The following is a 25,026-nucleotide window of genomic DNA, read 5'->3' as shown; positions in this document are numbered from 1 at the left end:
GCATGAAAGCACTCGTTCTGCGTGAACTCGGCGGGCCCGACAAGCTCGCCATCGAAGACATCCCGACGCCCGAGCCGGCCGCCGGCCAGGTGCGCGTCAAGATCAAGACCGCGGCGCTCAACCGACGCGACGTGTGGATCACGGTCGGCGCCTATCCGCGCATCCAGTTTCCCGCCATCGCCGGCTCCGACGGCGCCGGCGTGGTGGATGCCGTGGGCGCGGGCGTCGATGCCGGCCTGGTCGGACGCGAAGTGATCATCTACCCGGCGCTGGAGTGGGGCGATGATCCGCGCTGCGGCGGCGCCAACTTCCGCGTGCTGGGCATGCCCGATCAAGGCACCTTCGCTGAATACATCTGCGTGCCGGCCGACTCGGTGGTCGACAAGCCCGCGCACCTGTCCTGGGAAGAAGCGGCGGCATTGCCCCTGGCGGGCCTCACCGCCTGGCGTGCGATCGTCACCCACGGCGAAGTCGCACGTGGCCACAAAGTGCTGGTGACCGGCATCGGCGGCGGCTGTGCGACCTTCGCGTTGGCCTGGGGACTTGCCCATGGCGCCGAGGTCTATGTCACCAGCAGCAGCGCCGACAAGATTGCCGAGGCCGTGAAACTCGGCGCCCGCGCCGGTTTCGATTACCGCGATGCAGGCTGGGTCAAGCAATTGAAAGCCGCGGCCGGCGCCATCGACATCGTCATCGACAGTGCCGGTGGCGAAGGTCTGCACGATGTGCTCGACACCCTCGGCAACGGCGGTCGCTACGTGTTCTTCGGCGCCACGCGCGGCAATGCCGAGAAGGGTCTGAACATGGCCAAGCTGTTCTTCCGCCAGGTGCGCATCCAGGGCACGACCATGGGCCGGCCCGAGGAATTCCGCGCCATGGTCGCGTGCGTCAACGCCCACAAGCTCAAGCCGGTGGTTGATCACGTCTATCCCTTCGCCGAGGCAGTGGCCGCGCACAAGCGCATGCAGGACTCGGAGCAGATGGGCAAGCTGGTGCTGCGCATCTCCTGAGCAAGGCGAGGCCGGCGACAGTCGTCGGCCTCGAGCATCGCCAGCGGCGCGCAGCGGTAACATTTGTTCACCGTCGCCGCGCCTCATCGTCAATCGCGCGCCGCGCCTGTGAATTTTTGTACGCGCCCCGAGTCCGAGCGGCGGGGGCAGCTTGTTGGTCCCCGCGCCTGCCCTGATAATCGCAAGTCCAACGCCGAGGCCTCCCCATGATCACGATTAAATTCGGCCTCGAGGCCGACATGCGCAGCAAGTCCCTGACGAGCCCCGCGCTCAACACCTTGCTCGGCGACATCTCCGCCATCACCGCCAACGGCAAGACCGAAGTGACGGCGGGCACCACCAAGGGCGGCAGCATGGTGCTGTCCGGCAAGTTCAAGTTCAGCAATGAGAACTCGCTGCGCGACAGCGATGTCACCGGCGTGGCGTTCTTCGACAAGTCGAAACACTTCCTGATGTCGGTGGCCAACGTCGGCGACGTGTCGTTCTCCGATATCGGGCGCCAGGAGAAGGTGCAGACCATCGCGACCTTCATGCTGCGCGACGTGGCGTCGGGCGTGGCGGTGCAGGGCAGCGCTTTCGGTGACGTCCTGCTCGGCTATGCCGGCAGTGACAAGCTGTTCGGCAACGCTGGTAACGACATCCTGCGCGGCGCGGCCGGCAACGACAGCCTGAGCGGCGGCCTCGGCGCCGACCGTCTCGATGGTGGCCTGGGCCGGGACGTGATGGCGGGCGGCAAGGGCAACGACAGTTACACCATCGACAACGCCAACGACATCGTCAGCGAGAGCGTGGCCAGCGGTACCGACAAGGCCCAGTCCAGCGTGACCTGGACCATGGGCGCGAATCTCGAAACGCTGACGCTCGGCGGTAGCAAGGCCATCAGCGCCACCGGCAATGCGCTCGGCAACGACATCTTCGGCAACAGTGCCGCCAATACCCTGCGTGGGCTCGCCGGCAACGATCGCCTGGACGGCAAGGGTGGCATCGACCGCATGGACGGCGGGCTCGGCAATGACCAGTTCATGGTCGACCACCGCAACGACGTGGTGGTGGAGCGCAGTGGCCAGGGCACCGATACCATACGCTCGACGGTCAGCTATACCCTGCCGACCCACGTCGAGAACCTGACCCTGCTCGGCAGCGCGGACATCAATGCCACCGGCAACGCGCTCGACAACCTGTTGCGCGGCAACGCCGGCGACAACGTACTCAAGCCCGGCCATGGCGACGACAGGCTGGTCGGCAACGGCGGCGCGGACACCTTCATCGTCACCGGCGGCGCCGGCGACACGCTGCGCATTGCCGACCTGCTGGCCGGCGACCACTTGGCGATCACGCACGCGGCCGTCGCTGCCATCACGGGATCGGGGACGCTCGACGCCGCGGAGCTGCGCGCCGCCGGCGACGCGCCCAATGGCGCGCACCTGGTGTACGACCAGGACAGTGGCGTGCTGTCCTACGACGCGCTCGGCGACGGTTCCTCGCTGTCGACCCTGGTGACCCTGCTGAACAATCACGCCTTGCTGGCCAGCGAAATCACCATCCTGCCGGCCTGAACCGGGCCTGCCCGCGCGCTGCGCCCTTTCGGGTGTAGTGCGCGCCGGGGCGCTGCGCTATGGTCGATGGCATCCTTCACCGCCGAGGAAGCCGACCATGACCGAGTCCACCGCGCGCGCGCATCGCATCATCATCATCGGCACCGGCGGCGGTGGCCTGTGCATGGCGATGCAACTCAAGCGCGCCGGCATCGACGACTTCCTGATGATGGACAAGGCTGCCGGCCTCGGCGGCACCTGGTGGCACAACAGCTACCCGGGCGCCGAATGCGACGTGCAATCGCACCTGTATTCCTTTTCCTTCGAACCGAAGAACGACTGGTCGCGGCCCTTCGCCGGCCAACGCGAGATCCTGGGCTACTTCGAGCAGTGCGCCGACAAGTACGGTCTCGGCCCGCACATGCGCTTCAATACCGCGGTCAAGGCGCTGCGCTGGGACGATGCCCGGCAGTTATGGCATGTCGAAACCGACAGCGGTGAGATCCTGCAAGCGCAGGTGGTGGTGAGCGCGCTCGGCATGTTCAACAACCTGGTGTGGCCGGCCATCGCCGGCATTGCCGACTTCAAGGGCAAATACTTTCATTCGGCGCGCTGGGATCATTCGGTCGATGTCACCGGCAAGCGCGTGGGCGTGATCGGCGTGGCCGCCAGCGCCATCCAGTTCGCACCGGAACTCGCGCCCAAGGTCGCGCACTTGAGTCTTTTCCAGCGCACCGCCAACTGGGTGGTGCCCAAGGCCAACCAGCCCTACAGCGATGAGCAACTGGCGTTCTACCGCGCGCATCCCGAGGAAGTCAGAAAGAGCCGCGACGAAACCTACCGCGTGTGGAATTCGCTGTGCACCTTCCAGGACAAGTCCGTACTGGCCGACATCGAACGCGCCGGCCTCGAGCGCCTGGCCGAGGTCAAGGATGAAGCCACGCGTAGCAAGCTCACGCCCAAGCATCCCTTCGGCTGCCGCCGGCCGCTGTTCTCCGACGTCTACTACCCGATATTCAATCGCGACAATGTCTCGCTGGTGACCGACGGCATCGAGCGCGTCACGGCCACGGGCATACTGACGCGCGATGGCGTGGAACACGAATTCGACGTCATCGTCTACTCGACGGGTTTTGAAACCACCACCTATCTCAACGCGCTGGACGTCAGCGGTCGCGACGGCGCGCGTCTGCGCGACGCCTGGCGCGATGGCGCGCAGGCCTATCTCGGCATCACCACCGCCGGCTTTCCGAACCTGTTCATGCTCTACGGCCCCAACACCAACCAGGGCTGCATCCTGTTCATGATCGAACAGCAGGTCGAATACATCCTGCGTCAGCTCGAACGCCTGGATGCCGAAAAGCTGGCGTGGCTGGACGTGCGTCCGGAAGTCATGGCCGCCTACAACGACGAACTGCAGAAGGACGTGGCGGGCGTCGACGTGTGGCAGGCCGCCTGCGGCGGTGATTTCTACTACCGCTCCGCGAGCGGGCGTTTCGTCACCAACTTCCCCGGCACCATGGATGACTTCGTGGCGCGTACCCACGCGGCCGACGCGCAGGCCTACGAGGTCGCGCCTCGCGCCTGATTATCCGCGCATGGCGGGCGCCTGCGCGGCCATGCAGGCGCCGGCTTGGCTCAGCCCCGCACCCGCGCGATCGCGGCGGCGTAGTCATCCAGGATGGCGAGCGCCTCGTCGCGCGGAAAGTCCGCCAGCGGCAACAGCACGCGGTTGGCGCCCGTGGCCAGCATGCGTTCGAGGCGCGCCGGGTCGAAACCGCGCTGTGCGCGCACCTCGGCCAGCACCGTGACGTCGAGCTTGGACGGGTCGCGGCCGCGCGCGCGCATGGCGGCGCGAATATCGTCGAGCGCAGCCGGGATGTCTTCAATCAAGCCTTCTATCGGCATCCAGCCGTCGCAGTACTCGGCGATGCGCGCCGGCACGTATTTCGAATAGGCGCCCATCAGCACCGGCGGGCCGCCGGCCTGCAATGGCTTGGGCCAGCACCACATCGGCGGCAGGTCGACGAACTGGCCATGGTATTCCGGCACGTCGTCGCGCCAGATGCTGCGGATGGCGAGCATGCGTTCGCGCGTCACCTTCCAGCGATCGGCGAAGGCCACGCCGTGGTCTTCCATCTCCTCGGCGTTCCAACCGGCGCCGATGCCGAACAGCAGGCGGCCGCCCGACAGCCGGTCGAGCGACGCCGCGGCCTTGGCGAGATTGATCGGGTCGTGCTCGGTGACCAGCGTCACGCCGGTGCCGAGTTTCAGCGTACGCGTGGTGGCGGCGGCAATCGACAGCGCCACGAACTGGTCGTGGCTGTGCCAGTACATGGCCGGCAGTTCGCCGCCGCCGACGAACGGCGAGCGGCGACTGGTCGGGATGTGGGTGTGTTCGGCGTAGAACAGCGATTCGAAGCCGCGCGCCTCGAGTGCCGGCGCGAGATCCTGCGGCTCGATGCTGGTGTCGGTGGGAAAGCACACGATGCCGAAATCCATGAAACGACTCCTCGAAGTGTGAGGCTGGCAGGAAAATTTGTGGGTCAGACTTCAGTCTGACACGACTCGACAATTCATCCCGTTGGCAGGCGACAGCGATGTCAGACTGAAGTCTGACCCACAAAAAGCATCGGGCGAGCTTTACACCCCGCCCCAGGTCTCCTCGGTATGCAGGCGCGACAGGTAGATCTTCTTGATCTTCCATTCGTCGCCTTCCTTCACGTAGTCCTCGTGGTAATGGCCCCAGCCCTTGAAGGTGCCCTTGGGCGAGCGGATGAAGTCCCACATCGACCAGATGCCCTTGGCGGTGGTGGGGCTGGTCAGTTCGATTTCCGGCATGTAGCCCTGGTGGATGGAACGCGCGACCACGAACAGGCCGCTGACCGCCGCCACCAGGTTGTCACGGCCGCTGCAGGTGATGGGATCGAGCGGCGCGGTCGGATCCAGGCGCGGCGGGCCGTCATAGGTGGCGACCACGTCGGCGGTGAAACACTTGCGCCATTCTTCCCACACCCGCGTATCCATGTGGCGGAAGTAGCGCGCCTTGAGCTGCTTGATCTGTTCGATCTCTTCGAGATTGCTGGCCATGGTCTCCCCCGACTGGTTGCGCGCGCCCCACGGCGCGCCCGCCTGATTCTAGGGCGGCCGGCGCCACCGCGCATTACGCACTCGGGGAATGGTCGCCTTCGAACATCGCCGCGATGGCGGCCTGCGCGGCCGGCCCCAGCAACACGCCGTTCACGGTGCCACGGTAGAGGCGACCACTGGCTTCGAGCAGGTCGAAACGTTCGCCGTCCACGCGCCGATCGCAGCAATGGAAGTCGCGGCCTTCCTCCAGGCGCGCCCCCAGCGCCTTGAAGGCGCGAAAGGCATCGCCCTTGGCGCGGCCATGGCGGCTGTCCATTTCGCGAAACGTCGCGTAGGCAGGGTCGTCGATGAAGTGTGGCGCTGCGCTCATGATGCTTCTTGCATGTCTTGCACGCGGAGTGGCCGCGCGCCCGGCGGCTATGATGAGCGTCGACGCGTGCTGCGCTCAAGTCGCGCGTCACGCTGCGCATTCGAGGCAGCGAAGCTTGTGACCGCGGCCGCTTCATTCCGGTGCGACGTCATGCCAATATCCCACCTGCCGAACGGCAACGGTGACGACAGCAAGCTGCATGGAACAGCGGACACTCAAAAAGAGGGCGCATGCCTGACCCGCGTATCGAAGCGCTGAGGCGCTGGGCCCGCGAACGCAAGCTCGGGCGCCGTCATGCAGTGGTGGGCGGCGTGTCGCTGCTCTTGCTGCTGCTGTTCATTTATGTCACCCGCCCGAGCGTGCAGCGCGAGTTCGTGCTCGAGAAGCTCGGCCCCAAGCTCGACAGCCTGGCCATCGAGTTCATCCACGTCGTGCCGTGGTCGGCCGAGTTGCGCGGTGTCGATATCAGCGTGGGCGGCGGTCGTTATCACATCGGCGCTCTCAGCGTGGGCTTCAATCCCCTGGCCGCCCTGGCCCATACCGTTTCCCTGCGGGATCTTCAATTGCGTGACACGCTGGTGGACGTGTCGCGCGTGCCGCCCGGCGCGCCGGCGAGCACACCGTTCCCCGGCGTGCTGGCCGCCATGAACAGCGGTTACGCCTTGAAACTCGACACTCTCGACGCGCGCCTGTCGGTGCTGCTCGCCAACGACCACAAGCTTGCATTGACCCTGCACGGCAGCGGCTTCGCACCGCTCAGGGTCGGCAACCTCAGGCTCGAAGGCGCGTTCGAGCGCGGCGCCGATGTGCCGCCGCTCGCGGTTAGCGGCGTGGCGGCCATCACGCAGTTGAACCGCGGTCGCGTGCGCCTGTTGGACGTGAAGCTCGATACCGATCTGCCGCTGCCACCGGCCGCCGATCCTCAACACCTGGAAGTGATGCTGGAAGTCGAGCCGCCGCCGGAAGCGCTCGAGCAGCGTCATGAACCGCGGCGCGTGTCCGCCGCCGATGGCAGCACCCGCATCATTCCCGATCCCGAGTCCCACGCACTGCGTATTCGCCTCGGCAACGACATGCCGACGCGCATCGAGGTGACGGGCCGCTACCATGGCGAGGACGGCGTGTTTCGCGGGCACTACCGCGTCGCCGATATCGCCAAGCTGCTGGTCGCGCTCAGCGCCGGCGCGCCGCTGCCGGAACTCGTCACCGACAGCCATGGCCAGTTCGAATTCGACACCCTGCATACCCGCGGCACGCTGGCGCTGGAATCGCGCACCCGCGTCAGCGCCCTCGAGCGCGTGCTCGGTGAAACGCCGGCCCTGCCGGCGCACGTCGACCTGGCGTTGACGACCCACGCCAGTTTCGACGCCAGAGAGCTCACGCTCGCCGACCTCGATGTCAACGTGGTCGACAACAACCTGGTCAATCGCCTGTCGGCCGTGCTCGGTGCACCGTTCACCTTGCCGTTCGCCGAGCCCATGACCGTGCTCGACACGCCGCGCGAACTCGCGCGCCTCGCGCTCGGGCCGTTGCCGCTGGCGTGGCTGCAGGGCCTGGCGCCCGGTCATGTGCTGAACGGCGAACTGCTCGGGCCGTTCGCGCTCGGCATTGACGAACAGAAGCGCATACGCCTGGCGGCGCTGGCGCCCAGCTTGCTCGGCAAGGTGCGCGTGGCGAGCGTAGAATCGGCGCCGCCCGCCGACGATGCCGCACCTGAAGCGCCCAAGGCGACCGGCGAAACGGTGCTCATCGAGAATCTCGACATGCGCGTCAGCCCGAGCGCCAGCTGGTCACCGGATTTCCTGCGCTTCGCACTCAACGATGCGAGTGTCTCCGTCGCCGACCAGCCACTCGTCGAATTCAGCATCAAGGCCGCCAGCAAGCACAGCGACGATGCGCAGCCGACCTGGCGTTTCCGGACCCAGGCGGCGCTGCATTACGACGCCGTGGCCGGCGTGCCGGCCGCCGTCGAACGCATCAAGGATTATCCCTTGCCGGCCGGCACCAGCCTCGCCTGGAAAGGCATCGTCGCGCAGCACGGCAAGGCCTTGTCGATCGAGAAGGCCGCCCTCGAAGTGAGCGGCGTCGACCGGCCCAAGCTGGTCGAACTCGACGGCCTGCGGCCTTTCCACTTCACGCTCGGCGACAGCGTCACGCTCAGCAACCCCGAGGGCGATCTCGCCACGCTCGCCACGCGCAGTGTCGAACTCGCGTGGTTGAACCCCTTGCTGCAGGGCATGACGCTCGGTGGCCGCATCGCCAGCGCCGACTTCAAACTGGTGGCGCCCAGTGCCGGCAGCGTCACCTTGAGCCCATCGGCGCCACTCAGCATCGAACACCTGAGCGTCACGCGCGACGGCCAGCCGCTGCTGCGTGACCTGTCGATCAAGGTCACCCCCGATCTCGCCTACAGCGCCAGCGACACGCGCGCGGCCTTGCGTAATCTCAGCATCCGCAGCGGTGGCGGCAGCCTCGTCAATGGCGAACTGAACGTGTCCTTGCACACGCAGGCCGACAAGCCCGTGCAGGTAGCGACCAGCGGCCGGCTGGCGCTGGATGTCGGACGCGTCGCCGCCCAGCCGGTGGTGGCCTCGGCGCTCGCCGAACCGCTGCCGGCGCTGCCGCTCAAGGCTGCTCTCGATTTCGATCTCGGCATCCAGGCCGACACCATCCAGGTCAAGCGCAGTCGCGCCGAGCTCAAGGTCGGCGAGCGTGCGACCGCGACGCTGGAAGCGACGCCGGGCCTGGTGCTGAAAACCCAGCTCGCGGCGGGCGAGGATCTCGCCCAGCACTTCGTCGGCGCGGCGGCGCTCGACATCAAGGACCTGTCGTCCGAGACCTTGAACCACTTCGTGCCCTTGGGCCCGGTCAGTTTCGCCGAGATCAATTCCAGCCTGCGCATCCGTTCCGACGGGCGCATCCTGCGCGCCTCGACCCTGGCGCCGCTCGGCATCGATGCCATCCGCGTCAACGACGGTCCGCGCGAACTGCTGCGTGAATTCTCGGTGGCGAGCGAGGCCAGCGTGCGCGTCGAAGGCCATGAGATCCGCACCGATCTCGACAAGCTGGCGTTGACATTTGCCGCGCAGCCGGCGGCACCGGCCCTGACCGGCCATGTCCTCGCCGATATCGATCCGGACAACACCGTGCCCTTGACCGCGCTCGCCACCGAACTCAAGGCCGATCTGCCGCAGCTCCTCGCGCAGCCGGCGGTGATGCCGGGGCACAAGCTCAAGAGCGGCAAGCTGGCGGTCAAGATCGACGTCGACAGCGCGCGCAAGATCAGCGCCAACGCGGTGCTCGACAACCTCGCGTCCGATGAGCCGCTGGCCATCCAGACCTTCGAATTCCCGGTCACGGGAGAAATGGCGGCGGACGGCCGCGGTTTCAGCTTCGATGCGCCCCTGATCGGGCGCGGCAAGTCGGGCGTCAGCAATGCCACGGTGGTCGCGCACTACGCGCCGCAGCCGGACGAAGTGCGCATCTTGAATCTCGACATCGCGAGCGAGGTGTTCTATCTCAACGACATCCTCGCCACCGCCCAGGCCATCAAGAGCGGCAGCGTGTCACTGCCGGCCACGCCGGAAGCCAAGGACGCGCCGGCCAAGCCGGCCAAGCTCGCGCTCAACGAAACACCCGACACCAAGGCGGCGTGGAAAGTGGTGCCGCCGGCGGTGGTGGTCAACCTGCAGGTCGACAAGCTCTTCTACACCGACTACCTGGCCTTCACCGACGTCGGCGGGCAGGTCGACCTGCGCAGTCGCAGGCTCGCCCTCAATGGCATCAAGGCGCATTTCCACGACAGCGCGCTGCGTTTCGAGGGCACCACGCGCTTCGACAAGGACGCCGCGCAACCCTACGACCTCGACATCGTCGGCAACATCAAGGACTTCAACCTCAACCAGTTCTTCACCGAACTGGTGCCGGGCGAGAAGCCGCGCGTCGAGGGCCTGTTCGGCGTCGACGTGAAGGCCTTCGGCCAGTTCCCGAATTTCTCGCAGCTGCGCAACAAGGTCTTGTTCGACATCGCCATGCAGAGCCGCGAAGGCCTGTTCCGGCCCTTGCCGCCCGACAGCGGGCTGATGCTCGGCGCCTCGGACGTGCTGGGCCTGGTCGGCGAAACCCTGTCCTACGTGCCGACCGGCGGCTTCGGCGCCGGCGCCATCGCGCGCCTCGTCAACTACATTGCCCAGATCGATTACGACACCATCGACATCCATCTCAAGCGTGATGAATCACGTAACGTCACCATCGAACAGTTCCAGGTGCTGAGCCCCACCATCGCGCTGACCGCCACCGGCGGCATCGCCCATGAAGACGGCAGCGACATCTTCGACGCGCCGCTGGAGCTGAACGCCCATCTCGACATGCTGGGGCGCGGCGCGGCGATCCTCTACAGCATGGATCTCATGCAGGACACGCGTAACGAGCTCGGCTACTGGCGCGGCCCGGAGTTCCGCATCTGGGGCTCGGCGGCGGCGCCGGAATCGAATTTCGAGGACGTCATCAACCACGCCGCCGACGGCACCACCAAGGGCGCTTTCCTACGGCCGATCTCCGGCATCATCGGCAATCTCGAGTACCGCTGGTTCGACAGCGACAGCCGCCGCCGCGAAGCCCTGCAGCACGAACGCCGCGACAATCGCCTGGAGAAAGTGGTGGGCACCACGCCGGCGGTGGAGCCGGAAAAGGCCGAGCCGGCCGCGCCCTGACCCGTAGGTGCGAATTCATTCGCACACGATGCGAAGTGTCAGACTGAAGTCCGACCCACAAAACAAGAAGCCTTTCCCTGTGGGTCAGACTTCAGTCTGACATCGAGCGCGGCAATCAACGCAGCGCCTGGCCTATATCCAAACCATTGCGCCCATGTACCGCCGAGATCTGGCGCAGGCGACGCGCCTGCCAGTCCTGTAGCTGCCGCCACTCGAAGCGCCAGCGCCATTGGCCGTCGGCCACGCCGGGCGTGTTCATGCGCGCTTCGCTGCCCAGGCCCAGCACATCCTGCAGGGGATAGATGGCGTAACGCGCGGTCGACATCGATGCCGCGTGGATGAGGTCCCAGCCGATCTCGTGAGCGTCGGTCTTGAGATAGGTGCGCGCGAAGTCGCGCTCATGGCCACCGGCACCGGCAAACCAGCCGAGGCTGGTATCGTTGTCGTGCGTGCCGGTGTAGACCGCGCAGTCTTCCGGCAGGTTGTGCGGCAGGTTGAGATCGCGCGCGTCGGCGGCGAAGCCGAACTGCAGCACGCGCATGCCGGGCAGGCCGGCGGCGCGACGCAGGGCGTGCACGGCCGGCGTGATGGTGCCGAGGTCTTCGGCGATCACCGGCAACGCGCCGCGCGCCAGTCCAAGGCCGCTCTCGAGCGCGGTGAAGAATTCGAGACCCGGCCCCGGCCGCCAGCGTCCTTCGATCGCGGTGCGCGCGGCGGCATCGACTTCCCAGTAGGACTCGAGCGCGCGGAAATGATCGATGCGCACGATGTCGGCGTGGCGCAACGCCGAGCGCATGCGCGCCAGCCACCACGCGTAGCCCTGTTCGGCGTGGCGCCGCCAGCGATACAGCGGGTTGCCCCATCGCTGGCCTTCGGCGCTGAAATAATCCGGCGGCACGCCGGCCACCACGAGGGGCAGGCCCGCTTGGTCGAGCTCGAACAAATCACGCGCTGCCCACACCTCGACGCTGTCGAAGGACACGTAGATCGGCAGATCGCCGACGATGCGTATGCCGCGCGCCGCGCCGTAGTCGCGCAGCGCCTGCCATTGGCGCGCGAAACTCCACTGCACGAAGCACCAGAAATCGCATTCCGCCGACAGGCCCGCGCGTGCCGTGCGGAGCGCCGCCGGTTCGCGCGCCGCCAGCGCCGCCGGCCATTGCGTCCACGGGCAGTGCTCGCCGTGGCGTCCGCGCAGGGCCATGAACAGGCTGTAGTCGTCCAGCCACGCGCGCTCGGCCGCGCACCACGCGCGGAATTCCTCGTGCAGGGGCGCGAAGCGCGCGGCCTCGGCGAAGAAGGCGCCGGCGGCGAGATGCAAGAGGCGCATGCGCAGCCGTTGGCAGCTCTCCACCTCGATGCGATCCGGCGCGCATTGCAGGCGCGCGTATTCGTTCGCCAGCATGGCGCCATCGAGCAGGCCGAGCGCGGCCAGTTCATCGGGCGCGATCAAGAGCGGATTGCCGGCATGGGCGGCGGAACTGGTGTAGGGCGAAAAGCCCGGCCCGACCGGGTTGAACGGCAAGACCTGCCACAAGCTCTGGCCGGCGCTCGCCAGCCAGTCGATGAAGCGCCGCGCCGCGGCGCCGAAGTCGCCGCTGCCGGCATCACGCGCCTGGCCGTCGTCATCCAGCGGCGCCGGCAGCGAAGTGGGATGCAACAGGATGCCGCTCGCGCGCGCCGCGCTCATGCCGCGCCCTCGATGCGCCCCTCGAGCACCGTCACGCTGCGCGCTTTCACCGTCAACGTGTCACCGTCAACGACTTGACCGTCGAGCGCGAAAGGCGCGGCCAGCGCGGTATCGAAGCGCAGCGTCCAGCACCCGCGCGGCAGCGTGAACAGGCAGTCCTTCTGCTCGGCATTGAACAGCGCCAGCAGCGGCGCCGTGCCCTCGATGGCGCGCGCGCCGAGCAGCATGCCGAGCGCGAAGCGTTGCGTGTCCTGCCAGTGCTCGACATGCATTTCCTTGCCCTGGCGGTCGAACCACACCACGTCACGCTGACCGCCGGCGTCGCTTTCGCCGTTCCACCAGCGGCCGTCGCGCAGCTGCGGCGTGGCGCGCCGGAACTGCGCCAGCTGCGCCGTGAATTCGAGCAGGTCTGCATCGATGCGCGCCCAGTCGAACCAGCTCGTCTCGTCGTCGTGGGCGTAGGCATTGTTGTTGCCGCGCTGCGTACGCCCGAGTTCGTCGCCGCCGAGCAGCATCGGCACGCCGCGCGACAGCATGAGCGTGGCGAGCAAGGCGCGTTTCAGGCGCCCACGCAGGGTGTTGACCATCAGCAGGTCGGTGTCGCCCTCGGCGCCGCAGTTCCAGGACAGGTTGTGATCGTGGCCGTCGCGATTGTCCTCGCCATTGCTCTCGTTGTGCTTATGGTCGTAGCTGACGAGATCCTGCAGCGTGAAGCCGTCATGGGCGGTGAGGTAATTGATGCCGGCGAACACGCCGCGGCCGGCGTGGTGGAACAGCTCGCTGGAGCCGGCCAGACGCGCGGCGAACTCGCCGCGGTCGGCGGTCTTGCGCACCCAGAATGCGCGCACCGCGTCGCGGTAGCGATCGTTCCATTCCGACCAGCCGGCCGGGAAATGCCCGAGCTGGTAGCCGCCCGGGCCGGCGTCCCACGGCTCGGCGATGAGTTTGACGCGCGACAGGATGGGGTCCTGGGCGATCGCCATCAGGAACGGATGACGCGCATCGAAGCCCTGCGCGCCGCGCGCCAGCGAGGTCGCAAGGTCGAAGCGGAACCCGTCGACGTGCATGTCCGTCACCCAGTAGCGCAGCGAGTCGAGCACGAACTGCAAGACGCGCGGTTGTGACAGGTCGAGGCTGTTGCCGGTGCCGGCGTGGTTCTCGTAGAAGCGCGCGTCCTCGTGTCGCAGGCGATACCAGCTGGCGTTGTCGAGGCCGCGCCACGATACGGTTGGACCGCGCTGGTCCGATTCGGCGGTGTGGTTGTAGACCACGTCGAGGATGACCTCGATGCCGGCTTGGTGCAGGCCGCGGACCATGGTCTTGAATTCACGCACGGCGTCGGTGGCGGCGAAACGTGCATCGGGCACGTTGAAGGCGACGGTGTTGTAGCCCCAGTAATTGTGGGCGCCGCGCCGCGCGAGGCCGGCCTCGGTCAAGTGCTGCTGCACCGGCAACAGCGTGACGGCGGTGACGCCGAGGCGTCGCAGGTGGAGGATGGCGGGCGCCGAGGATACGCCTAAGAAACGCCCGCGCTGCTCGGCCGGCACCTCGGCATGACGCCAGGTGAAGCCCTTGACGTGCACCTCGTAGAGCAGGGTGTCGGCCAGCGGCGTGCGCGGCGCGCGGTCGTCCTGCCAGTCGAAGTGCTCGTGCTCGACCACCGCTTTCGGCATGTCGCGCGCGTTGTCGAGCGTCACGTGACGATCGGCCTTGTCGTGCACGTCACCGAGATGCGCCTCGCTCCAGCGCCAGTGCGTGGTCAGGCGTCGCGCATAGGGATCGAGCAGCAGCTTGTGCGGATTGAAGCGGTGGCCGCGCGCGGCGTCCTGGGGGCCGTGGGCGCGCAGTCCGTACACGAGGCCCGCGGCGGCGCCGGGCAGCAGGCCGTGCCACACGCCGTCGGTGTAGGCCGGCAAGGCCACGCGCGCCAGTTCGCGCACGCCGTCGCGGTCGTACAGGCACAATTCGATACGCGTGGCGTGGGCGGAGAACACCGCGAAGTTCACCCCCACCTCGGTGAGGGTCGCGCCCAGGGGCCAGGGCGTGCCGGCTTCTAGCGTCATGGAATCAGTCGGTCCTGTGCAGAAACAATGCGCCGAGCGGCGGCAAATCGAGGCTGAGACTATGGCTGCGCCCATGCGCGGCCAGCGCCTGCGGCTCCAGGCGTGCGCCATGGTTGCCGAGATTGCTGCCGCCGTAATGGCCCGAATCGGAATTCAGGCATTCGCGCCACGCGCCGTCGTCGGGCACGCCCAGGCGATAGCCGTGTCGCACCACCGGCGTGAAATTGAAAACCGCGATGACGGTGTGCCGCGCCTGGTGGCCATGGCGCATGAAGGCCAGCACGCTCTCGGCATGTTCCTCGTGGCTCAGCCATTCGAATCCGCCCGCTTCACTGTCGCGCGCGTGCAGCGCCGGCAGGCTGCGATAGCGTTGATTGAGGTCCTTGACCAGCGACTGCACGCCGCGATGGGCGGCGTCCTCGAGCAAATGCCAGTCGAGGCCCTGGTCATGGTTCCATTCGCGCTCCTGGCCGAACTCGGCGCCCATGAACAGCAGCTTGCGGCCCGGATGGGCGTACATGAAAGCCAGCAGCAGCCGCAGGTTGGCGAAGCGCTGCCAGCTGTCGCCCGGCATCTTGGCCAGCAGCGAACGTTTGCCGTGCACCACTTCGTCGTGTGATAGCGGCAACACGAAATGCTCGTCGAAGGCGTAGAGCAGTCCGAAAGTCAGTTCGTTCTGGTGATGACGCCGGTGCACCGGGTCGCGCGCGAAGTAGCGCAGCACGTCGTTCATCCAACCCATGTTCCACTTGTAGTGAAAGCCGAGACCGCCGCTGGAGGTCGGCTGGCTGACGCCGGGCCAGCTGGTCGATTCCTCGGCGATGGTGAGGGCCGTGGGATGGTCGGCGCCCAACACTTCGTTCATGTGTTTCAGGAAATCGATGGCCTCGAGATTTTCGCGGCCGCCATGCACGTTCGGCAGCCACTGGCCCGGCGCACGGCTGTAGTCGCGGTAGATCATCGAGGCCACCGCGTCGACGCGCAGGCCGTCGACGCCGAAGTTCTCTATCCAGTAGCGCGCGTTGCCGATCAGGAAATCGCGCACCTCGTAACGCCCGTAGTTGTAGATCAGCGTGCCCCAGTCGGGATGGCTGCCCTCGCGCGGGTCGGCGTGCTCGTAGAGATGGCTGCCGTCGAAACGCGCGAGGCCATGCAAATCGGTCGGGAAGTGACCCGGCACCCAGTCGAGGATCACGCCGAGGCCGGCGTCGTGGCAGCGCGCGATGAAACGCAAGAGCCCCGCCGGCTCGCCGCAGCGCGCGGTCGGCGCATAGAGTCCGATGGGCTGGTAGCCCCACGAGCCATCGAAGGGGTGCTCGGCTATCGGCATCAGTTCGAGATGCGTGAAACCGAGTTCGACGGCGTAGGGCACGAGGCTGTCGGCGAGTTCGTCCCAGTCGAGCCAGCGCTCGTGCTCGCCGCCGACGCGCCGCCACGAGCCGACATGCACTTCGTAGATGGCCATCGGCTGGTCGTGAGCGAGCGCGCGACGGGCCGTAGCGGGCGCCGGCAACGGCGCGCTCACCACCGATGCCGTGGCCGGTCGCAGCTCCGCCTGGCGTGCGTAGGGATCGGCGCGCCAGGGTTCGTGGGCGCCGTGCATGTCGATGAGCGCGAACTTGTAGCGTGCACCGGGCGCGACGCCTGGAATGAAGATCTCCCACACGCCGGCCTCGCGGCGCAAACGCATGGGATGGCGACGCGCGTCCCAGGCATTCCAGTCGCCGACCACCGACACGCGCCGCGCGTGGGGCGCCCACACCGCGAACAGCGTGCCGTCCACGCCGCCGATGCGGCGCGGATGCGCGCCGAGCTTGTCGTAGGGGCGTTGTTCCGTGCCTTCGGCCAGCAGCCACAGGTCGGTCTCGCCGAGCACGGGCAGGTGACGGTAGGGATCGTCCTGCGCCGTGCTGCGCTGGCCGTCGGCCCATTCGATGCGCAGGCGGTAATCGGGGCGTTTACGCAGGCGCGGCAGGCGATTGGCGAACAGTCCGCGCGTGTCGCGCGGCTCGAGCGCGGCAATGATGCGCGCGCCATTGGCGGTGACCGCGTCGACCTTCACCGCGCCCGGCAGGAAGACCGTCAGCCACCAGCGTCCATCGGCATCGGCATGCGGACCGAGCAGGGCGAAGGGATCGCCGTGTTCACCGCGCGCGAGCGCATCCCAGGCCTCGTCCGGCACCGTCGGTCCGGCGTCGTGCGCATCGTGCATGGTGGAGTCAGTCGACGACGGGGCTGACCCGCCAGATCTCGCCGGCATACTCGGCGATGGTGCGATCGCTGGAAAACGCGCCCATGCCCGCCACGTTCAAGAGCGCACGCCGCGCCCATTCACGCGGCTTGCGATACAGGGCATCGACATGACCCTGGGCCTCGACATAGGACGCGAAATCAGCCAGCAGCAGGTAGTGATCGCCGAAGCGCAGCAGTGAATCGACCAGCGGCACGAAGCGCTGCGGCTCCTCGGGCGAGAACTCGCCGTCGGCGATGCCGTCCAGCACGCGTTTCAAGGCCGGGTTGGCCGCGTAGATATCGAGCGGACGGTGGCCGCTGGCACGCAGGCGCTCGACCTCGTCGGCGGTCATGCCGAAGATGAAGATGTTGTCGGCGCCGACTTCCTCGCGAATTTCGATGTTGGCGCCGTCCAGGGTGCCGATGGTCAGCGCGCCATTCAGTGCGAACTTCATGTTGCCGGTGCCGGACGCCTCGGTGCCGGCCGTCGAGATCTGCTCGGACAAATCGGCCGCCGGCATCACCAGCTCGGCGATCGACACGCTGTAATTGGGCACGAACACCACTTTCAGCAGGTGATTGACCCGCGCGTCGTTGTTGATGCGCACCGCGATGTCGTTGATGAGCTTGATGACGAGCTTGGCCATGCGATAGGCCGAGGCGGCCTTGCCGGCGAACAGCACCGTGCGCGGCACCCAGCCGGCCTCGGGGTTGTCGAGTATGGCGTGGTAACGCGCCACCACGTGCAGCGCGTTCAAGAGCTGGCGCTTGTATTCGTGGATGCGCTTGACCTGCACATCGAACAGCGACGCGGGGTCGAGCGCGATGCCGAGTTCCCGTTCGACCCAGGCCGCCAGGCGCTGCTTGTTGGCGAGCTTGACGGCGGCGAAGCGTTCCAGCAGCGCCACATCGTCGGCCTGCGCGCGCAGGCCGGCGAGCTCGCCGAGATCGCGCCGCCAGCCGAGGCCGAGGCGCGCGTCCAGCAGCGCCGTCAGCTCGCGGTTGGCGCTGACCAGCCAGCGTCGCGGCGTGATGCCATTGGTCTTGTTGCAGAAGCGCGTCGGCCACAGCCGCACGAAGTCGGCGAAAATGGTTTCGCGGATGAGGTTGCTGTGCAGTTTCGAGACACCGTTGACGGTGTGGCTCGCCACCACCGACAGATGCGCCATGCGCACGCGGCGCTCGCCGCCCTCGTCGATGAGCGACAGGCGCGACAGCAGCGCCGGATCGTCACCGAGCTGCTCACGCACCTCGGCCAGGTGGCGCTCGTTGATCTCGAAGATGATGTCGAGATGGCGCGGCAGCACGCTGCGCATCATTTCCAGCGGCCAGGTCTCGAGCGCCTCGGGCATGAGCGTGTGATTGGTGTAGGAGAAGATGCGCGTGCACATGCCCCAGGCATCGACCCATTCGAGGCGATGCACGTCGAGCAGCAGGCGCATCAGCTCCGGCACCGCGATAGCGGGGTGGGTGTCGTTGAGGTGCACCGCGACCTTGTCGGCCAGCTGCTCGAAGTCGGCATGCTCACGCATGTAGCGCGTGAGGATGTCCTGCATGGAGGCGCTGGTGAAGAAGAATTCCTGGCGCAGGCGCAGCTCGCGGCCCTGGTAGCTGGAATCGTCGGGATACAGCACGCGCGTGACGTTTTCCGACAGGTTCTTGGCGCGCACCGCGCGCATGTAATCGCCCTGGTTGAAGAGCGCGAGATCGAGCGACTCGGCGGCCTTGGCGTGCCACAGGCGCAGGGTGCTGACCGCGCGCGTGCCGTGGCCGGGCACGATGATGTCGTAGGCCATGGCCAGCACCGACTCGGTATCGACCCAGTGCGCGCCGTCCTCGTCGCGCCGCACCCAGCCGCCGTAGCGGATCTCGTAGGTGGTGTCGGGGCGCGGAAACTCCCAGGGATTGCCGAATTTCAGCCAGTCGTCCGGCTGCTCGACCTGGTAACCGTTCAAGATGTGCTGGGCGAACATGCCATAGTCGTAGCGGATGCCGTAGCCGAAGCTCGGCAGGCCGAGGGTCGCCATGGAATCGAGAAAACAGGCAGCGAGACGGCCGAGACCGCCGTTGCCGAGCGCGGCGTCCGGTTCCCGTTGCCGCACCTCGTCGAGGTCCACGCCCAGCGCAGTCACCGCGTGCGCCAGTTCGTCGTACAGGCCAAGCGCGTGCAGGGCGTTGGACAAGGTGCGCCCGATCAGGAACTCCATCGACATGTAATAGACGCGCTTGGCGTCGGCCGCGCGCCAGCGCTGGGTGGTCTCCATCCAGCGTTCGACCAGCCGGTCGCGCACCGCGCTGGCAACCGCCAGGTACCAGTCCTGCGCCGTCGCGAGATCGGGGTAACGACCTCCGCCGTAGAGCAGCGCGTGGGCCACCGCGCGACGCAGCGAATCGGCATCGTTGCGCGGCGGGTCGATGGGAAATTGTGGAGTGGCATCGGTCACGGTGAATCGATTGTAACGCGATGCCCGCTCTGGAAAACTAGCCATGACTACCTATCGGACCGTGACGGCCCGACCTGCACCAATTGCGGGCGGCATGCCACATGAGAGCGCCCTATGACCTTCGAACAACCCCATCGCCTGCGCCTGTTGCGACGTTCCTACGCCTTCGTGCTGGCCGGTGGCCGCGGTTCGCGTTTGAAACAATTGACCGACGTGCGCTGCAAGCCGGCGGTGTACTTCGGCGGCAAGTTCCGCATCATCGATTTCGTGCTGTCGAACTGCCTGAACTCCGGCATCCGGCGCATCGGCGTGTTGACGCAGTACAAGTCCCACAGCCTGCTCAGGCACCTGCAACGCGGCTGGGCGTTCCTGAAGTCGGAGATGAACGAGTTCCTCGATCTGCTGCCGGCCCAGCAGCGCATCGACGAGCGCTCCTGGTACAAGGGCACGGCCGACGCCATCTTCCAGAATCTCGACATCGTGCAGGGCTATGGCGCCGATTACATCCTGGTGCTGGCCGGCGATCACATCTACAAGATGGACTACATGGAAATGCTCGCGCGCCATGTCGCGAGCGGCGCGCCGTGCACGGTCGGCTGCATCGAGGTGCCGGTGGAGGAGGCGACGGGTTTCGGCGTGATGGCCGTCGACGCCGAGCAGCGCATCACCGACTTCCTGGAAAAGCCCGCCCAGCCGCCGTCCATGCCGGGCAAGCCCGGCATCGCCCTCGCCAGCATGGGCATCTACGTGTTCAACGCCCAGTACCTGTTCGACATGCTCGCCGACGATGCCGCACGCGAGGATTCCGAACATGATTTCGGCCGCAATCTCATTCCGGCGGTGGTGGAACGCGGCGACGCGCGCGCGCTGTCCTTCGAGAGCTGCTGCGTGGGCCTCGAACCCGGGCGCGAACCCTATTGGCGCGACGTCGGCACCATCGATGCCTACTGGGAGGCGAACATCGATCTGACCGCCACCGTGCCGGCCTTGAATCTCTACGACACGGCGTGGCCGATCTGGACCTACCAGGAACAGCTGCCGCCGGCCAAGTTCGTGCACAACTGGCAGAACCGTCGTGGCATGGCGCTGGAATCGCTGGTGTCGGGCGGCTGCATCATCAGCGGCGAATTGAACAAGAGCCTGTTGTTCTCCAAGTGCCGCGTGCATTCCTACGCCAGCGTGGCGTCGTCGGTGCTGCTGCCCGAGGTGCAGGTCGGGCGCGGCGTGCGCCTGAACCACTGCGTGATCGATCATGGCTGCAGCATTCCCGATGGCATGATCATCGGCGAGAACCCGGAGCTCGACGCCGAGCGTTTCTACGTCACCGAGAAGGGCATCACGCTGGTCACGCGCCAGATGCTGGCGAGGCTCAGCGCTTGACGCTCGCCACGCCACGCGTCCTGCACGTCGCCGCCGAAGCCCATCCCCTGGTCAAGACCGGCGGGCTGGCCGACGTGGTCGGCGCCTTGCCGCCGGCGCTCGCCGCGCGGGGCTGCGACGTGCGCCTGCTGTTGCCGGGCTACGAAGCGGTGCTGCAGGGCTTCGCCGCCGGCCACTTGACGCCGGTGGGCGCGCCGCTCGGCACGGCTTTCGGCGCCTCGCGCATTCAACTGCTGCGCGCAACGCTGCCGGGCAGCACGGTGTGTCTGTATGTCATCGATGCGCCCTGGCTATATGGCCGCGCCGGCAATCCCTATGTCGACGGTGCGGGCTTGCCGTGGGCCGACAACCACCTGCGTTTCGGCCTGCTCGGCCACGTCGCGGCGCAGCTCGCGGCCGGCGGTCTCGACGCCAGCTGGCAGGCCGACATCGTGCATGCCCACGACTGGCACGCGGCGCTGGCGCCGGTCTACCTGCGTCAGCATCCGGCCAACGCGGTGCGCACCGTGTTCACCATCCACAACCTCGCCTTCCAGGGACGCTTCCCCTTGGACGTCGGGCCGGCGCTGGGCCTCGGCCCCGCGCAGCTGACGCCGTCCGCGCTGGAATTCCACGGCGACCTGTCGTTCATGAAGGGTGCCTTGCTGGCCGCCGACGCCATCACCACGGTGTCGCCCAGCTACGCGCGCGAGATCCTGAGGCCGGAAGGCGGCGAAGGTCTCGATGGCGTGCTGCGCGATCGCGCGTCGCGGCTGCTCGGCATCTTGAACGGCGTCGACACCTTGCTGTGGGACAGCAGCAGCGATGCCGCGCTGGCGCAGCCCTACACGCGCGACACGGCGCCGAGCGCCAAGGCCGTCAACCGCCGTGCCTTGCGCAAGGAATGCGGGCTGGCCGATGACCCGCGTCGCCCGCTGGTCGCGGTGGTCGGGCGGCTCACCTATCAGAAAGGGCTGGACCTGCTGCTCGAAGCGATCGCCGACCCGGCCCTGGCCGACATGCAATTGCTGGTGCTCGGCACCGGCGAAGCCGGCCTCGAACAGGCCTTCAGCGCGCTCGCCGCGCGCGAACCCGGCCGCATCGCGACCGCAATCCGTTTCGACGAAGCGCTGTCGCACCGCGTGTTCGGCGGCGCCGATGCGATCCTGGTGCCGAGCCGTTTCGAGCCCTGCGGCCTCACCCAACTCTACGGCCTGCGCTACGGCACCGTGCCGATAGTGCGGCGCGTCGGCGGGCTGGCCGACACCGTGGTGGACGAAAGCACCGGCGACAGCGGCACCGGTTTCGTGTTCGAAGCACCGTACGCCCATGCCTTGCGCGACACGCTCGCGCGTATGCTCGCGGTCTATCAGCAGCAGCCGCAACGTTGGGCAGCTCTCATGCAGCGGGGCATGGCGCAGGAAGTGTCGTGGGCAGGGCCGGCGGCGGTTTACGGGGAGCTGTATCAGCAGTTGATGGGGTGAAGCCCTGTCAATGTGGGTCCGACTTCAGTCGGACATCGGATGCAGCATGCAAGCTCGTCAGACTGAAGTCTGACCCACACAAGGATTATCCACCGCCTTCATCCAAGGCCTGCCGGAACGCCTCCAGGCGCGCGTGGTAATCGGTCGCGTCACCGTATTCCAGGAAGCGCTGGGCGCGCGCGTGGCTGCCCAACACCTTGCGCGCGTGTTTGATCGGGCAGAAGTACTGCTCGGTGCGCGCCGCGATCTCGACCGCGTAGGCCAGCACGCCATTGGCGTAGCCGCAGTAGGCGCAGTGGAAGCGCTCGAAGAAATTGAGATAGCCAAGGTGGTAGCGGTCCATCACCACGTAGTCGGCGCGTTTGACCTTGGCCACGCGGTAGACCGGGAAGCACAGCGCCTGGTAGACGCTCACGAACAGGTCGAGCGTCAGCAGCGGAATGATGAGGCTGTAGATGATGGGGCCGGTCAGGAGATTCTGCGGCCGGTCGGTCACCAGCCAGCGCAGCACGCCGCGCTTCAGGCGCTTGTGGGTGGCGCGGATGCTGTCCTCGAACTCGATGCGTCGCCCCTTGAACTGGTAGAACAGGCGCTGCTCCTTTTCATGCAGGGTCTGCGCGAGCTCTTCCTCCAGGGTGTTGATCTGGGCGAGCAGTTCGCGGATGCGTTGTTCCATGGTCAGCTTCCCGGTGGCGAAGACGTCATTGTAGGTGCGAATTCATTCGCGCATTGAATGACGCGGCATTCCCATCAATGTGCGAATGAATTCGCATCTACAGGGCGGCCAGGCCCTTCACCAGGTCGTGCAAGGCCCGCGCGTTGAAGGCCGGCAGGAAATGATCGATGTAGGGCAGGGCGGCCTTCATGCCGGCGGCCCTCACCACGAAGGTGCTGGCGCCATACATCGGGTTGATCCAGACCAGCGTGCGCACGCGACGCTTGGCCGCCTCTAGCTCCGCCGCGATGCGCTCGGGCGCGCCGTTGTCGTAACCGTCGCTGATGATGATGAGCACCGTGGCATGCGCCGAGCCTTCGCGCAGCACGCCGCGATTGAGTTGGCCGAGCGCCGCGCCGACGTCGGTGCCGCCCGACCAATGGCGCACCTTGTCGCCGATTTCGGCGAGGGTCTCGAGCACCGAGCGGCGGCGCAGGTACTGGGTGATCTCGCTGACCTGGGTGCTGAACACCAGCGTGCGGCTGGATTTCAGCGCCTGTTGCAGGCCGAACATGAGCTGCAGCAGGAAGGGATTGAACGCGTCCATCGAACCGCTGACGTCGCACAGCATGACGATGCGGGTCTTGCGCGTCTTGCGCGCGGTGCGCGCCAGTTGGACGAGATCGAGACCGTGGCGCACGCTGCGACGCATGGAGCGGCGCAGGTCCACGCGCGCACCGTGACGGGCCGGCGCCGTGCGTCGCGACGGGCGCGTGGCCAACCGCCGCGCCAGTTCGCGGATGATCTGCTCGAGCGGCGGCGCGTCGGCGTCCCATCGCGCGGCGAGGTTGGCGCGACGCTGTACCTCCTGCGCGCCAAACGTATCAGCCTCGGTCAGCATGTCGCGGTGCGCTTCGTTGGCACGGCCGCCGGCCTCGAGATTGCCGCGCAACAGCTCGCTACGCGCGAGGATCGCGCCGCCGTCGTGTTCGAACTCGCTCTTGCCGAAATGCACCGCGAACACCCGGTCGAACAGGATCTCGTCCTCGCGGCTCGCCACCAGGTTGGTGCGCAGGGCGAGGCGGTAATCCTCGGCGTCCTGCCAGTCGATCATCGCGAGCGAGCGAAATACATCGATGGCGCGCGCCTGGGTCACCGGCAGGCCGGCGTCGCGGGCGGCCTGGCACAGGGCCAGGGTCTGGGCGATGAGGGGTTCGGCCGGGGAGGTCATGGCTCGGCGCGGTGCCATGCCCTGAATGTCAGACTGAAGTCTGACCCACAAGGAGCTGCCCGGCGCCCCCTGTCATTGTGTGGGTCAGACTTCAGTCTGACATTGGCAAGCGCAGGCCTCACGACTCCACTGCCTTCCCCTGCAACAGCGCATCCAGATCCATCTTGCCGAGCCGCGACACGTCATCGCGATACTTCAACACCACGCCCGCCGTCTCCAGCACCGTCTCCGGCACGATCTTCCCGATCTCGAGCCCGAGCAGGGCGCGCGCCCAGTCGAGGGCCTCGGCGACGCCGGGCCGCTTGTAGAAATCCACTGCGCGCAGGCCCTGCATGACGCGCGTCACCGCTTCGGCGAGTTCAAGGTCTATGCCGGGCACGCGCTTGGTGATGATGTCGCGTTCCTTTTCCGGGCTCGGGTAATCGATCCACAGGTACAGGCAGCGGCGCTTCAGGGCGTCGTTCAATTCGCGGGTGCGATTGGAGGTCAGGATCACGCAGGGCTTGTGCACGGCGCTGAAGGTGCCGAGCTCGGGCACCGTGATCTGGTAGTCCGACAGGATCTCGAGCAGGAAGGCTTCGAACTCCTCGTCGGCGCGATCGATTTCGTCGATCAGCAGCACCGCCGGTCGCGGGCCGGGATGGCGGATGGCTTTCAACAGCGGCCGCTCGAACAGGAACTCGGGGCCGAAGATCGCGCTGTCGAGTTCAGTGCGGCGCGCGGCGTCGGCCTCGGCCAGGCGGATGGCGAGGATCTGGCGCGCGTAATTCCATTCGTAGAGGGCGGCGCTGGCATCCAGTCCCTCGTAGCACTGCAGGCGGATGAGCGGCGTGTCGAGCGCGCTGGCCAGCACCTTGGCGACCTCGGTCTTGCCGACCCCGGCCTCGCCCTCCAGCAGGATGGGCTTGCCGAGGTCGAAGGCCAGCTTGGTGGTCAGGCACAGCGGCCGGTCGGCCACGTAATCATGGGCATCGAAAGTCGCCGCCACGTCATCGACGCGGCCGAAAGGGTGCTGCCAGGCGCCACTCGCCGTCATGGGTTTCCTCGCTTGCGGTAGTCGGTTGCGGCCGGTCGCGCGCCTGTCCTGCGGGTGGTCAGGGCGGCGCCGGGCGGTTTATTCTAGCGGACTCCGTTCCGTCCACTTCACCGCC

At 67.1% G+C, this 25,026-nt stretch carries 16 protein-coding genes; 6 read left to right on the top strand and 10 right to left on the bottom strand.

Annotated features, from left to right (window positions below; translation table 11 throughout):
- Positions 1-2 precede the first annotated feature (2 nt).
- The 3 genes from IPM80_03655 to IPM80_03645 all read left to right on the top strand — a co-directional run bounded on the left by IPM80_03655 (position 3) and on the right by IPM80_03645 (position 4,133).
- On the top strand, positions 3-1,010 hold the full coding sequence (locus IPM80_03655; protein ID MBK8957532.1) for a zinc-binding dehydrogenase: 1,008 nt from the start codon (positions 3-5) through the stop codon (positions 1,008-1,010).
- A 206-nt stretch (positions 1,011-1,216) separates the two neighbouring features.
- Positions 1,217-2,566: a hypothetical protein gene (locus IPM80_03650; GenBank protein MBK8957531.1), complete on the top strand. Its 1,350-nt coding sequence runs from the start codon at positions 1,217-1,219 to the stop codon at positions 2,564-2,566.
- 97 nt (positions 2,567-2,663) lie between these two features.
- Positions 2,664-4,133, top strand: a complete 1,470-nt coding sequence (locus IPM80_03645; protein MBK8957530.1) for an NAD(P)/FAD-dependent oxidoreductase — start codon at positions 2,664-2,666, stop codon at positions 4,131-4,133.
- Between the two features lie 50 nt (positions 4,134-4,183).
- Here IPM80_03645 and IPM80_03640 read toward each other — a convergent pair whose 3' ends face one another.
- The 3 genes from IPM80_03640 to IPM80_03630 form a co-directional block, all read right to left on the bottom strand.
- Positions 4,184-5,047 (bottom strand): LLM class F420-dependent oxidoreductase, encoded by an 864-nt coding sequence (locus tag IPM80_03640; protein MBK8957529.1) that lies wholly within the window; start codon positions 5,045-5,047, stop codon positions 4,184-4,186.
- Positions 5,048-5,188: 141 nt separating this feature from the next.
- Positions 5,189-5,635 (bottom strand): nuclear transport factor 2 family protein, encoded by a 447-nt coding sequence (locus IPM80_03635; protein MBK8957528.1) that lies wholly within the window; start codon positions 5,633-5,635, stop codon positions 5,189-5,191.
- A 73-nt stretch (positions 5,636-5,708) separates the two neighbouring features.
- Positions 5,709-6,005, bottom strand: a complete 297-nt coding sequence (locus IPM80_03630) for a hypothetical protein (protein ID MBK8957527.1) — start codon at positions 6,003-6,005, stop codon at positions 5,709-5,711.
- Between the two features lie 230 nt (positions 6,006-6,235).
- Here IPM80_03630 and IPM80_03625 point away from each other — a divergent pair, with 230 nt between their 5' ends.
- The gene (locus IPM80_03625; GenBank protein MBK8957526.1) at positions 6,236-10,717 is read left to right on the top strand and encodes a hypothetical protein; all 4,482 of its coding nucleotides are present in this window, start codon (positions 6,236-6,238) and stop codon (positions 10,715-10,717) included.
- 115 nt (positions 10,718-10,832) lie between these two features.
- Here the strand turns inward: IPM80_03625 and malQ are convergent, their stop codons facing one another.
- The 4 genes from malQ to IPM80_03605 are packed head-to-tail and all read right to left on the bottom strand — an operon-like array spanning position 10,833 to position 19,191.
- A complete protein-coding gene (malQ, locus tag IPM80_03620; GenBank protein MBK8957525.1) occupies positions 10,833-12,407 on the bottom strand; it encodes a 4-alpha-glucanotransferase in 1,575 nt (524 codons plus the stop codon).
- Entirely contained in the window at positions 12,404-14,545 is a 2,142-nt protein-coding gene (glgX, locus tag IPM80_03615) for a glycogen debranching protein GlgX (protein MBK8957524.1), read from the bottom strand. Before glgX ends, malQ begins: the two co-directional genes overlap by 4 nt.
- Complete coding sequence (gene glgB / locus IPM80_03610; protein ID MBK8957523.1) at positions 14,475-16,682, bottom strand: 1,4-alpha-glucan branching protein GlgB; 2,208 nt, start codon at positions 16,680-16,682, stop codon at positions 14,475-14,477. The genes glgX and glgB overlap by 71 nt, the downstream gene beginning before the upstream one ends.
- 7 nt (positions 16,683-16,689) lie before the next feature.
- Positions 16,690-19,191: a glycogen/starch/alpha-glucan phosphorylase gene (locus tag IPM80_03605; GenBank protein ID MBK8957522.1), complete on the bottom strand. Its 2,502-nt coding sequence runs from the start codon at positions 19,189-19,191 to the stop codon at positions 16,690-16,692.
- 69 nt (positions 19,192-19,260) lie between these two features.
- Here IPM80_03605 and glgC point away from each other — a divergent pair, with 69 nt between their 5' ends.
- Together glgC and glgA are read left to right on the top strand one after the other, a co-directional pair.
- Positions 19,261-20,526: a glucose-1-phosphate adenylyltransferase gene (gene glgC, locus IPM80_03600; GenBank protein ID MBK8957521.1), complete on the top strand. Its 1,266-nt coding sequence runs from the start codon at positions 19,261-19,263 to the stop codon at positions 20,524-20,526.
- The gene (gene glgA / locus IPM80_03595; GenBank protein ID MBK8957520.1) at positions 20,523-21,989 is read left to right on the top strand and encodes a glycogen synthase GlgA; all 1,467 of its coding nucleotides are present in this window, start codon (positions 20,523-20,525) and stop codon (positions 21,987-21,989) included. Before glgC ends, glgA begins: the two co-directional genes overlap by 4 nt.
- Before the next feature lie 85 nt (positions 21,990-22,074).
- On the opposite strand, the gene IPM80_03590 is transcribed toward glgA, so the two are convergent.
- From IPM80_03590 to IPM80_03580, 3 genes are all read right to left on the bottom strand, one after another.
- Positions 22,075-22,665 carry a hypothetical protein gene (locus IPM80_03590; GenBank protein ID MBK8957519.1) on the bottom strand — a complete coding sequence of 197 codons (591 nt, stop codon included), beginning with the start codon at positions 22,663-22,665 and terminating at the stop codon, positions 22,075-22,077.
- A 97-nt stretch (positions 22,666-22,762) separates the two neighbouring features.
- A complete protein-coding gene (locus IPM80_03585) occupies positions 22,763-23,875 on the bottom strand; it encodes a VWA domain-containing protein (GenBank protein ID MBK8957518.1) in 1,113 nt (370 codons plus the stop codon).
- Between the two features lie 118 nt (positions 23,876-23,993).
- The gene (locus IPM80_03580; protein MBK8957517.1) at positions 23,994-24,911 is read right to left on the bottom strand and encodes a MoxR family ATPase; all 918 of its coding nucleotides are present in this window, start codon (positions 24,909-24,911) and stop codon (positions 23,994-23,996) included.
- Positions 24,912-25,026: the final 115 nt, after the last annotated feature.

It is taken from the genome of Pseudomonadota bacterium (genome assembly GCA_016719885.1).
Taxonomy (GTDB): domain Bacteria; phylum Pseudomonadota; class Gammaproteobacteria.
Note: the sequence above shows the minus strand (reverse complement) of the source record. Positions and strands in the feature narration are given on the sequence as shown.

Bases quoted from the DNA above. Each gene is read 5' to 3' on its own strand.
- IPM80_03655 (MBK8957532.1), top strand. From the start codon at position 3: ATGAAAGCACTCGTTCTGCGTGAACTCGGCGGGCCCGACAAGCTCGCC.
- IPM80_03650 (MBK8957531.1), top strand. From the start codon at position 1,217: ATGATCACGATTAAATTCGGCCTCGAGGCCGACATGCGCAGCAAGTCC.
- IPM80_03645 (MBK8957530.1), top strand. From the start codon at position 2,664: ATGACCGAGTCCACCGCGCGCGCGCATCGCATCATCATCATCGGCACC.
- IPM80_03640 (MBK8957529.1), bottom strand. From the start codon at position 5,047: ATGGATTTCGGCATCGTGTGCTTTCCCACCGACACCAGCATCGAGCCG.
- IPM80_03635 (MBK8957528.1), bottom strand. From the start codon at position 5,635: ATGGCCAGCAATCTCGAAGAGATCGAACAGATCAAGCAGCTCAAGGCG.
- IPM80_03630 (MBK8957527.1), bottom strand. From the start codon at position 6,005: ATGAGCGCAGCGCCACACTTCATCGACGACCCTGCCTACGCGACGTTT.
- IPM80_03625 (MBK8957526.1), top strand. From the start codon at position 6,236: ATGCCTGACCCGCGTATCGAAGCGCTGAGGCGCTGGGCCCGCGAACGC.
- malQ (MBK8957525.1), bottom strand. From the start codon at position 12,407: ATGAGCGCGGCGCGCGCGAGCGGCATCCTGTTGCATCCCACTTCGCTG.
- glgX (MBK8957524.1), bottom strand. From the start codon at position 14,545: ATGGGCGCAGCCATAGTCTCAGCCTCGATTTGCCGCCGCTCGGCGCAT.
- glgB (MBK8957523.1), bottom strand. From the start codon at position 16,682: ATGCACGATGCGCACGACGCCGGACCGACGGTGCCGGACGAGGCCTGG.
- IPM80_03605 (MBK8957522.1), bottom strand. From the start codon at position 19,191: ATGGCTAGTTTTCCAGAGCGGGCATCGCGTTACAATCGATTCACCGTG.
- glgC (MBK8957521.1), top strand. From the start codon at position 19,261: ATGACCTTCGAACAACCCCATCGCCTGCGCCTGTTGCGACGTTCCTAC.
- IPM80_03590 (MBK8957519.1), bottom strand. From the start codon at position 22,665: ATGGAACAACGCATCCGCGAACTGCTCGCCCAGATCAACACCCTGGAG.
- IPM80_03585 (MBK8957518.1), bottom strand. From the start codon at position 23,875: ATGACCTCCCCGGCCGAACCCCTCATCGCCCAGACCCTGGCCCTGTGC.
- IPM80_03580 (MBK8957517.1), bottom strand. From the start codon at position 24,911: ATGACGGCGAGTGGCGCCTGGCAGCACCCTTTCGGCCGCGTCGATGAC.